Genomic DNA, 10588 nt, shown 5'->3' on the forward strand with positions numbered 1-10588 from the left:
TAAGTCGACCTATTATGTTAACAATAAATTCGCCTAACAAAAAACAACTAATACGTAATAATTATTTTAAGCCAACATCTGCTTAAACTGTGTACAAATATAAGGTGGTTCATCGTTAACTTATGATTTTAGACTTATCTAGTATAGATACTTGTAGGCTTGAGTTATTGTGTTTAACCTGATTGTTACTTATTTGGAATGGAAACTAAAACATGAAAATAGCACTTATTAGTGATCCCAATACTCAAAATGGTTTATCTGCAATCAAGTGCGTATTGGACTCGCTAGGTGCTACACAAAAAAACATTGGTTATATCGCTTCTCAGCCCGATCCTCAAAGAGTCTATTTCAAGCAGACTCAATTTATCTACCATGAACTCGGAGATAAGTTAACGTGTTACTTGGAGCTAGAGTCAGACTTTGCTGTAGAGGATGTTGAAGCATTATTTAATTGTGATGCTATCCACTTATCTGGTGGGGATACATTTCGTTTTTTGAAGTGGCTTAAACACAGGGGACTGATGTCTCAACTTAAGCAGTATGTTGCCGACGGCGGTGCACTTATTGGTGTCAGTGCAGGTGCTATGATTATGACGCCTTCTGTAGCAACTGCTTACCTGTGTGGTGATAAGAACAGTGTTGATTTACAGGTATTAAGTGGGCTTTCTCTAGTGCCTTTTTATTTTACACCGCACGCAAAGCGCGATAATCAAGTCTCTCTTGGACTCAGTAAAGAGATAAAACGTTATGGGCTAAATGAAGCAGAAATTTACTTTTGTGATGACGATTCAAGCCTAGCGATTGTATCTGGAGAATGTTTTGAGTTTGGTCAACCGCTTTTATATGAGCCCAGTCATGTGTGAAGAGGCAAGTTACAAATACCGAATATCATTAAACTCGATGAGCCGCCCTTAGGTGGCTCACCTCAATTTAAATGGCTGTCTACAGGCATTAGCCGTTGATCACCGCATTGTATCGCTCGAAGGCCAGCTCAAGATCTGCAATTAGGTCATCTGGGTTTTCTAAACCAATATGAAGACGAATGAGTGGCTTACTACTATCCCATTTAGTTGCCGTTCTTAGTTTATCGATACCAAAAACACCGAGAATTAAACTTTCAAACCCTCCCCAAGAGAAGCCCATTTTGAAATGGTCCATATTTTCTACGAATGCTGTGACAGATTTAATATCACCTTGTTTTAATACAAAGGAAAATAATCCATTTGCGGCAGAAAAATCACGTTTGAAAAACTCATGTCCTGGGCAAGACTCAAATGCTGGGTGACGCAAATGATCGACTTCAGGACGTGTTGCTAACCAATTTGCGACTTTTAGCGCATTTTGTTCATGCTGCTGCATACGCACGGAGAGCGTTCTCAGTCCTCGGCTTGCAAGGTAAACATCATCTGGCGAAGTGCATTGACCCATGGTGTAGCTATTTTCTCTTAACTGCTCCCAGTGTGCTTCATTCGATGTTGCTGTTCCCATCATCACATCAGAGTGACCAACAATATACTTAGTTGCAGCTTGAATGGAGATATCAACTCCCATCTCAAATGGACGTGAATTAATAGGTGACGCCCATGTGTTGTCGAGCATTACCACAAGGTTATGCTGGTGAGCTATTTGGCTGAGTGTTGGAACATCTTGTATCTCCATGGTGATTGAACCTGGAGACTCTAGAAATAGCACCTTAGTGTTTGGTTTTATCAGTTCGGCGATGCCTTCACCTATCATAGGGTCGTAATAGGTCGTCTCTATGCCAAAGCCTGCTAGTAACTTATTACAAAGATCACGAGTGGGCTCGTAAGCGCTATCCACCATCAACAGGTGGTCGCCAGCTTTTAAAAATGACAATAAAGCGCCACTAATCGCGGCTGATCCCGAAGGATATAAAGCCGTACCGCAGCCACCCTCTAATTCAGCTATTGCCGCTTGAAATGCAAAGTGAGTGGGCCCACCGCGTCTACCATAGAACATCTCACCATTGGCACGGTTTTTAGTGGCAAAACGCATCTCATCTATGGTGTCGAAGACCATGGTTGATGCACGAAATACGGGCGGGTTAATAACACCTTTGGTCCATTTCTTGTCGCGACCAACTGTAATAATCTGAGTTTCTTTTTTCATAGGGCATACTTCCATGACAAGTAGAGGGAATTTATTTTTAGCCATCTTAACATCTATATGGCCAAAATCTAGGTTGAGTTGGGTATATGACCTTATAGTTTTGAATATACCAGTATTTTTATCCCAATAATTCAGTAGGTTATTATTCTTTTATATAGGGGAGAGTGACCAGAATCTCAACCCCTGAGTGTTTTGAACTATTCAGTTTATCTGAGCTTTTGCTCGTGGGTATAAGATCTTTAGCCTTAATCGTCCCTTGATGAAAGTCGGTTATGAGCCGCGCAATATACAGACCTAAACCAAGATGAGGTTTATCTTGTGCTTTTTGTTGACGAACAGAGACCATGGACTCAAAGATCTGTTCAGCCATTTTCTCAGGCAGAACCGGGCCAAAGTTAGCTATGCTCAGCTCAGCTTGTTTATTTTTCACCACAAGAGAGACAGTGATCGGCGTGTTGTCTTTGCTGAACTCCATGGCGTTTGCAATGAGTTTGTCCATTAACTGAGCGATATACTCTGGTACCCCACTCATAGTCAAAGGGTCCTCAGTGATATCAGTAACAAACTCGATATCGGGGTAGGTCAGTTGATAACCTTGCATACAACCAGAAACAACTTTTGATAGTGGGAATATATCCATTTCAGCTTTAGATAGGCTTTCTTCTAGGCGTGTGGCTTCACTCATATTGTTGAGGATCATATTAAGCCTGCTCACTCCCTCTTCAGCCCGCTCCACGTACTTTCTCGTATCTTTGTCTAACTGTTGTAGGCTTAAATGTTCGAGCGAAGATCTAACTACCGCAACCGGTGTTCTTAACTCATGGGATAAGCGTGAAGACATATTCTCTAAGTAATGGGTATATTGACCTAAGCGGCTGACAATGCTTGAAAAGCTTCTTGAAAGGTCACCTATCTCATCTCTGACTTCAGAGCCTTGAATTGACTTTCTAATTCGCCCTTGGCTATCGATGGCCTCTTCCGCTTCATCCCTTAACTTTCTGATCCGACTTGAAATACTCGATGCAAAAAAGAATAGGGCTAAAGTTCCCATACTCATAATGGTAAGAATGACGTTAAAGAGTTTTTCTAGCGCCTTGTTTCTTAAGGTGCGAATACCATGTGTCGTCTCTTCGGCAATAACGACTCCCATCACTTTATCATCAATCCATATAGGGCTAGCTGCCGCGAGTATGACGGCTTTGTTATCTGGCGTTAAGCGCCAGGTAGAGCCTTGTTTACCAGAAAGGGCATTCTTAATGTGACTACCTTCCAGTACTGTAGAGTCCTGCAGTGAGTCAATAAAGTCTTTCGGTGGTGTCGTGAGAATTTTGTAGTAAAAACGGTGTAGGTAGTCGCGTTTAAAGCGCCCCCAGAAGGTTTCATCAGGCTTTTCTTGAACTGTGCGAGTCCAAACACTGCTACTGGTTCTGATATCTCCAGATTTTGCCAGAACACGCCCATGCTTATCGACTACCCAAATGCGCGAGCTGTTATGGCTCATACCTTTGATGATACTTTCAATTTCAGGGGAGGGGACTAAGACAGTACCTAAGTTTTCTACATCATCGATTGCAGAGGTGCCGACGATGGCGTCAAGTGAGCGTGTCTTACGATCATTAACATCATAGATAGCAAAACCAAGTTTACTTCCTACCATATCAAGTGGAAGACGTATCTCAACGTTATATCCAACTTCTGTCTTTAGCCACTTGCCCTGAATTTTGAGCTCAGGAGTAACTGGCATTCTGCGTTTGGGGTTCTCTGGTAGCTCATAAGCACTTACCCAGCCATCTCTTTGGGTTGCTATTATATAGCGTTTAAACTTTCCATCAGGGGCGAGTGTTGCTATCGCCAGGTGATCATTAACATCAATTTTTAAGCTGTTCGTTCCACGGTAGATAACACTAGGATCGGTGACTTCGAAAAATGCGTATAGAAAGCCCCCATATTTGCCTACCATATGGTTAAAGCTAATATTGAGAGGCATGTCTGCTGATGCTTTAAAGATCTGATGGCCCTCACCGTAGTTGATACTACGGTGGCGGTACTGAGCCCAATCATGGAGCTTTCCATCGAGTTGGATAGCACCTGCAAGTGGGTAAGCATAGAGATCGCGCCCTTGCTCTACTTGGGTTAAAAAGCTGGCTTGTATATCGAATAAATTTGGCCGTTCATGAAGCGCCGTTGCTAGGGCCTGGGTTGTTCCTTCAAGTGTCTTCTCTTGTCCGTATCTGAGGTACTTTTCCATCTCCCAGACATATTGATAGCCCAGCCAAGGTAGGCAGAGTAAAAACAGCGATAAAATGGCCACTTTAGACCTGAGCCCAACAGGTGGATGAAAGCTAACAATTTTCTCTTTAACTAACAACAATACTTCCGCAATGACCTTAAGTGCGCTAAAAACGGCAGGCGGGGTCACTGAACTCAAGAAACTTGTCACCTTGAAGTAACCACGTTTCATCACACTTTTTGACCGACTGGCTGCAAAGTATGCGTACAGGGCGAATTTAGCTTTGAAATCAAAAAGGCGTTTTATCAAAAGTTTTACTCAAAAGCAGAATTAAAAGGTGTTTCAACCTTAGTGGAATACCTTGCTGTTTTAGCTGTTAGCTCTGGGGATCCCAGCGATAACCCATTCCATATACTGTGTCTATACAATCAAAGTTAGCATCGAGTGCTAGGAATTTCTTCCTGATCCGTTTTACATGTGAAGTGATTGTACTGTCATCAACAAAAATCTTCGCTTCTTGCATGAGTTCTTGACGACTTCTCACATGGCCAGGCCTTTTAGCTAGGGCATGTACCATCCAGAATTCAGTCACCGTCAGTTCAATTGACAGCTGGTTCCAACTTACCTGCATTCTATTGACGTCAATGAGTAGTTTATCTCTTTCAAGCAGGTTGTCATCAGCCGCTTCTACACCTTGCAATTCTGAGCGGCGAAATAGGGCTGCTAATCGCGCGATTAAGTGGGGGAAACTGACATCTTTACTTAAATAATCATCAGCGCCTAATCTTAGGCCGCAAACAGTATCAAAGTCGCTGTCTCTAGCGGTCAAAAAAATGATGGGTAATTTACTCGACATGGCTCTGAGAGACTGACAAAGCGTAAAGCCTCCATCAATTTCATCTTCAAGGCCAATATCAATGATAGCGAGATCGGGTAGGCGAGTGGCAAAAGCTTGCATTGCCTGTGGGCGGTTAGCATAAGCTTGAACACTATAGCCTTGTTGCTGTAGTACTTCTTTGTAGTTTTCGCGAATAGCAACTTCATCTTCTACTATAGCAATTCGTTTCATGGCGCAGCATCTTCCCAAATAGTCATTCAACAGTGATAAACAGTGGCTATATCTGCAAGCCTCTCTGTTTGAATGAGACTATACAGCAAAACTTAGCAGTGAGAAGCGAAGATAAGACATTGCCTTTTTATTGCCACAATTGATACCTGTAATGCCACTTTTCATCCCTGTCAAAGTCATCTCCGTGGGGTTTAATTCAATTATCGAAACGAGATGATTCATCTTGTTGACTCACTCATTTGTACGTTAATGCTAATAGGGATAGAGAATATGAAAAAACAGATTATAGCCGTGCTAGTGGTAAGCTCACTAATGATTTCCAAGGCAGGTTTTGCAGCTGAAGCAGAAAACCAGAGAGAGCATAACGAAGAGTTAATTGGTGTGAGTTCAGGCATTGTGCTTGGCGCTGTAGTTGGCGGGCCAGTAGGAGCCATTATTGGCGCATTCACTGGGGGGATTATTGGTAAGTCTGTCGGAGATGAAGCAGAGATAAAGCATCAGCAAGCCAAGTTAAGCGAGCAGGAAGTCACGATAACGCAGCTTAATGTAGATCAACAATCACTCGCTCTTTTAACCAATCAATATGAGTCAGCTCAAGACGAGCTTATCGCACTCAAGCAAGCCAGAGATCAAAAGCTCACAGAGCTTGAACTTAATATTCAGTTTAAAACAGGTTCATCTCAGCTAGAAAATCATTTTCAACCTCAGTTAGATGAGTTGGCGAGTGCTATGGCGTTATCCCAAGAGCTGAGATTAGACCTGACAGGCTATGCCGATCGTCGAGGGGAGTCGACTTACAATCAAGCGCTGTCAGAGCAACGAGTTGCTGAAGTAAAAAGTTATCTAGTGGCCAAAGGGGTTGAGGAGCAGCGCCTTGATTTTAGAGCTTATGGCGCAACAGCACCAATTAGCGATGAACAAAGCTTTGAAAATGATTTTTTTGATCGCCGCGTCACCATCAAGTTTGTCACAGAAGATGCAGCCTTAGCAGCTAACCACTAAACAGGTTTCATGGTAAAGGAATATAATATGAACGCTGAGTTTAGGCAAAATCATCACTCCCCCCTTTGGGGGAGGGTGTTATCTTTTACGTTGCTGGCTTATATGATTTTTTCAAGTGATCAGGTCATTGCCAATGAAGATACAGAAGTCACCCAAGGAAGTTTTATTTATCAGCATATTGGCGATGATGAAAAGCATACAGCGCTAGCTTTGCATACTGATGTTGAGATGAACGTGTCTGGCTGGCTTAATCGTGTGTCAGTTAAACAGACTTTTAACAATGACACTGAACATTGGATCAATGGTGATTATGTCTTCCCATTACCCCATGACGCCGCTGTAGATTATATGAGGCTGAAAGTCGGTGACCGAGTGATAGAGGGGCAAGTAAAAACACGCAATGAAGCAAGAAAGTCGTTTCAAGCTGCCAAAGATTCAGGGAATCGTGCGAGTTTAATTGAACAAACACGTGCAAACATCTTTACTACTTCAGTCGCTAACTTAGCACCTCATGAGACGTTAGTTGTTGAGATCAACTATCAGGAGCTAGTCAGATTTGAAAAAGGGGAGTTTAGTCTTAGGTTTCCTATGCTGGTTAACCCTAGATACTCTCCAAACCGTCAAGCACGAAGTGGTTTAAATGAGCCTAAAAGCCTTAATCAGCGAGTTACTCAGTCAACTGCTGGGCGTTTTAAGGATTATGTTGCTTCAAGGTTTAGCTCGGTCGATGCAGGACCTAAAGTGAACATAGATATTTCACTTGACGCTGGAGCGGAACTTGCTCAGATCAGTAGCCCCTACCATGACATTGAGAGCTTGCCATTATCATCGTCTCGATATCAAGTTCAACTCACGAGTGAAACGATAGCGAATCGGGATTTTGTACTTAAGTGGAAACCCATAGAAACAGGTGAGCCACTCGCTGCCATTTATGCTCAAGAGGGGCAAACACACTCAACTAAACTGAGTGCGGAACATGTAGAAAGTGACTATGGGTTACTCATGATTGTTCCCCCTGAGCTCGGTAAGCATAACAACAAGGTTGCTAGAGAGTTAATTTTGGTTATCGACACGTCAGGCTCAATGTCAGGTGAAGCGATTGAACAAGCCAAAAAAGCGATGGTCTTTGCGTTGGCAGGCCTTGGGAGTAAAGATATCTTCAATATTATTGAATTTAACTCTTCAGTCAACTTGCTAGCAGATCATGCGATTAATGCGACAGCGGCCAATATCGGTAGGGCAAATCAATTTATTCGCGGCCTAAGTGCTAATGGTGGGACTGAAATGGCTTTAGCATTAAGGCAAGCATTGGCCGATACCCCAGCGGAACCTTCGCTGTTTGATGATCAAAACCTCGACGCTATAAATAGGTTAAAGCAAGTGCTATTTATGACGGATGGTGCAGTGACCAATGAAAGGGAGCTATTTAGTTACATCGAAGAGCATATTGGCGGCGCGAGATTATTCACTATCGGGATTGGCTCGGCGCCAAACTCATACTTTATGCAAAGAGCCGCTGAGTTTGGCAGAGGAACATTTACCTATATTGGAAAGCTCGATGAGGTGCAGAGTAAACTAGAGTCACTACTGTATAAAGTAGAACACCCTCAGGTAACAGATATTGAACTGTATTATGCAGATGGCACCATTCCAGATCACTGGCCAGCTAACATTCCAGATCTGTATGCAAATGAGCCATTACTCGTGGCCATAAAAATGAAACCTAAAATATTTTCTGCAGTCGCTTCAGAATTGGTTGTAACAGGCAATATCGGTGAGCAGTACTGGCAAAGGAGCCTCTCACTGACAGATCGCCAGCAAGCTGCTGGGTTAGATCTCTTGTGGGCAAGAAAACAGATCGCAGCACTAGATATGAGCAAGGATGGGGTTAATGACTCGAGAATAAAAAAACAGATAACAGCATTGGCACTCAATTATCATTTAGTGAGCCAATATACCAGTTTAGTCGCTGTGGATATGAGCTCACAGAAGCACCCGTCAGTGGTTTCAAACAGTGCAAGTGTTATTCGAGCTATTCCTCATGGCTGGCAAACTAGTTTAGGAAAAATGCCGCAAACAGGTGGTGATAGTCGTTTACTCATGATGATCGGCATGATACTGCTTGGTTTAGGTTTGGCTTATATCGCCAGCTTTGGGCTAGATAGAGCGACAACCTTAGGTATTTACCGTTCACTACTGGAGTCTCATAGAGATAAGTCTAAACATTTAACCTCAAACAGTTTCAATGAAGCAATTAACAGCCCAAGCGCTGGCTATAAATCATGAACACAGTCAAAGCTAACTTAAGGATATTGGCAGTTATTGCTGTTCTTGTTGGGATAGCATTAGTTGTAAAAGGAGGGTATATGCAAGCTAAAGCACACTTTGCTCAGTTTCTTATTCAGCAAGCCTGGCAACAGACTTTAATCGATCAAAAACCTCATAAACCCTGGAGTTGGGCAGATACTTATCCGGTGGCTAAATTAACTTTGTTAGCTGACGGAGGAGAAGGTAAATATAGAAAGAGTGAGCCTTTATATGTCTTGTCTGGTGCATCGGGGCGAAACTTAGCTTTTGGTCCCGCTACGCTCGATGGGGCGGGATTAGACGCTTTTGAGGGAAGTAGGGTAATTGCAGGGCACAATGATACCCATTTCTCTATTTTAAATGGGATAAAACCAGGTCAAAAAATTAATATTCAAAGTGCTGATGAGCATGAACAGTTGTTTAGAGTGACATCGACTCAAATAGTGCATGAGTCAGATGTTTATCAGTTGGAGCCTATTCACTCACAGCAATTGACATTGATCACTTGCTATCCATTTAATCGATTGGAATCTAACGGTGCTCTACGTCTTCTCGTTAAGGCGGTACCGGTATGAGACTATGAGTTTTCGCGACATACTAAAATAACTTTTTGTGTGAGTTATCCTATATATGTCGCTTCTGTACGACCTGGGTTTATGTAATTTGATTTGGGAGCATTGTAAATAGAATTAGTTAGAAATAACCGAGATTATGTTAACTAGACATTGGCATCACACGGTTTCGTCCTAGGCGCTTTGCTTCGTACATTAACGCATCTGCTTTTTCTATTAGCTGGCTAGTGCCAAGTTTTTTATTCCATTGGGCTACGCCAAAAGAGGCTGTGATGTTATTAATTCGAACATCCTTTCTCCTATCTTTTAATGAGACCTTCTCTAAACCACGTCTCATTGCCTCAGCTAAGTGACGGGCAGCACTTAGTTGGCTGTTAGGAACGATAACAGCAAACTCTTCACCGCCATAACGGTAGAGCTTTACCCCGTCTCTACAAGCTTCTTGTAATCGTTTCGCTACAGCTTTAAGTACCTGATCACCAAGTAAGTGGCCATAGTTGTCATTGAAAGCTTTAAAGTGATCGATATCGATTAAAATGAGGCATAACCCATCAGGAGATTGGCTGAGTAAACCATCAATATCATTGTCAAATGCACGTCGGTTAAGCACGCCTGTAAGCGCATCATACAAAACATTATGCTCTGACTTGGCGAGCTGACTTTTTAACGCGTCTATCTCTTGCTGAGCCTTACTGAGTTGCCCAGTGAAATACTGCGTGCTTGAGCGAATATCCTCAGATTCTTTTACTAGGTTCCTGACAACGCCGAGTACTTTTTCAAGACTGACTCCCTCCTCTTCAATGCGATTAAGCTTTTCAAAATTACTATCGATACGATGCTGAAATTGAGTTGCATCGAGATTAGTATCTTTGAGTGAATGAGAAAGCTCATTTGCCATAGCCTCAATATTTTGGCGCATATCTATGACATCTACTTCTGCGGGATCTGACACATATTCTCTGTATAGAAGATCTGAGCTGACAGGGGGACAGGTACTGTGTTGTTCAATGATAGAATCTAGCTTTTTGTTGAGCTCTGGTGCTTGCTCTGAAACGTAAGTATACCAAAGCGCATAATTAGTGGGTGTCGTTGGAATTTGGTGCTTTAACATCAGAGGAACAGCTTTTTTTAAATTACTCGCTGCTTGTTTCATGATTTCTTTAGACATAAAGCTCCCCTGAGTGACAGGATAGAATTCAACTTGCTAACTGTGAGCATAGTTAATGATCCTATTGATGACCAATGAACAGAATTTATACCAATCTGTATAAAATGTGG

At 42.5% G+C, this 10588-nt stretch carries 8 protein-coding genes; 4 read left to right on the top strand and 4 right to left on the bottom strand.

The window, feature by feature from the left end; translation table 11 throughout:
• The first annotated feature begins 212 nt into the window (after positions 1 to 212).
• The gene (locus tag BM736_RS14895) at positions 213 to 863 is read left to right on the top strand and encodes a Type 1 glutamine amidotransferase-like domain-containing protein (RefSeq protein ID WP_076413600.1); all 651 of its coding nucleotides are present in this window, start codon (positions 213 to 215) and stop codon (positions 861 to 863) included.
• An 88-nt stretch (positions 864 to 951) separates the two neighbouring features.
• Here the strand turns inward: BM736_RS14895 and BM736_RS14900 are convergent, their stop codons facing one another.
• From BM736_RS14900 to pdsR, 3 genes are all read right to left on the bottom strand, one after another.
• On the bottom strand, positions 952 to 2130 hold the full coding sequence (locus tag BM736_RS14900; protein ID WP_076413603.1) for a cystathionine beta-lyase: 1179 nt from the start codon (positions 2128 to 2130) through the stop codon (positions 952 to 954).
• Positions 2131 to 2272: 142 nt separating this feature from the next.
• The gene (gene pdsS / locus BM736_RS14905; RefSeq protein ID WP_076413891.1) at positions 2273 to 4480 is read right to left on the bottom strand and encodes a proteobacterial dedicated sortase system histidine kinase; all 2208 of its coding nucleotides are present in this window, start codon (positions 4478 to 4480) and stop codon (positions 2273 to 2275) included.
• Between the two features lie 256 nt (positions 4481 to 4736).
• A complete protein-coding gene (gene pdsR / locus BM736_RS14910) occupies positions 4737 to 5429 on the bottom strand; it encodes a proteobacterial dedicated sortase system response regulator (protein ID WP_076413605.1) in 693 nt (230 codons plus the stop codon).
• Positions 5430 to 5699: 270 nt separating this feature from the next.
• On the opposite strand from pdsR, the gene pdsO reads away from it, so the two are divergent.
• The 3 genes from pdsO to BM736_RS14925 are packed head-to-tail and all read left to right on the top strand — an operon-like array spanning position 5700 to position 9313.
• Complete coding sequence (gene pdsO, locus BM736_RS14915; RefSeq protein WP_076413607.1) at positions 5700 to 6431, top strand: sortase-associated OmpA-like protein PdsO; 732 nt, start codon at positions 5700 to 5702, stop codon at positions 6429 to 6431.
• A 27-nt stretch (positions 6432 to 6458) separates the two neighbouring features.
• Positions 6459 to 8717, top strand: a complete 2259-nt coding sequence (locus BM736_RS14920) for a marine proteobacterial sortase target protein (protein ID WP_076413609.1) — start codon at positions 6459 to 6461, stop codon at positions 8715 to 8717.
• Positions 8714 to 9313 carry a class GN sortase gene (locus BM736_RS14925; RefSeq protein ID WP_076413611.1) on the top strand — a complete coding sequence of 200 codons (600 nt, stop codon included), beginning with the start codon at positions 8714 to 8716 and terminating at the stop codon, positions 9311 to 9313. Before BM736_RS14920 ends, BM736_RS14925 begins: the two co-directional genes overlap by 4 nt.
• Before the next feature lie 139 nt (positions 9314 to 9452).
• On the opposite strand, the gene BM736_RS14930 is transcribed toward BM736_RS14925, so the two are convergent.
• Positions 9453 to 10478, bottom strand: coding sequence for a GGDEF domain-containing protein (locus tag BM736_RS14930; protein ID WP_076413613.1), 1026 nt, complete (start codon positions 10476 to 10478; stop codon positions 9453 to 9455).
• Positions 10479 to 10588: the final 110 nt, after the last annotated feature.

This window comes from Shewanella sp. UCD-KL12 (genome assembly GCF_001957125.1).
Classification (GTDB): Bacteria; Pseudomonadota; Gammaproteobacteria; order Enterobacterales; family Shewanellaceae; genus Shewanella.

Coding starts and splice junctions, on each gene's coding strand:
- BM736_RS14920 (WP_076413609.1), top strand. CDS start 6,459: ATGAACGCTGAGTTTAGGCAAAATCATCACTCCCCCCTTTGGGGGAGG.
- BM736_RS14895 (WP_076413600.1), top strand. CDS start 213: ATGAAAATAGCACTTATTAGTGATCCCAATACTCAAAATGGTTTATCT.
- pdsO (WP_076413607.1), top strand. CDS start 5,700: ATGAAAAAACAGATTATAGCCGTGCTAGTGGTAAGCTCACTAATGATT.
- BM736_RS14925 (WP_076413611.1), top strand. CDS start 8,714: ATGAACACAGTCAAAGCTAACTTAAGGATATTGGCAGTTATTGCTGTT.
- pdsR (WP_076413605.1), bottom strand. CDS start 5,429: ATGAAACGAATTGCTATAGTAGAAGATGAAGTTGCTATTCGCGAAAAC.
- BM736_RS14930 (WP_076413613.1), bottom strand. CDS start 10,478: ATGTCTAAAGAAATCATGAAACAAGCAGCGAGTAATTTAAAAAAAGCT.
- BM736_RS14900 (WP_076413603.1), bottom strand. CDS start 2,130: ATGAAAAAAGAAACTCAGATTATTACAGTTGGTCGCGACAAGAAATGG.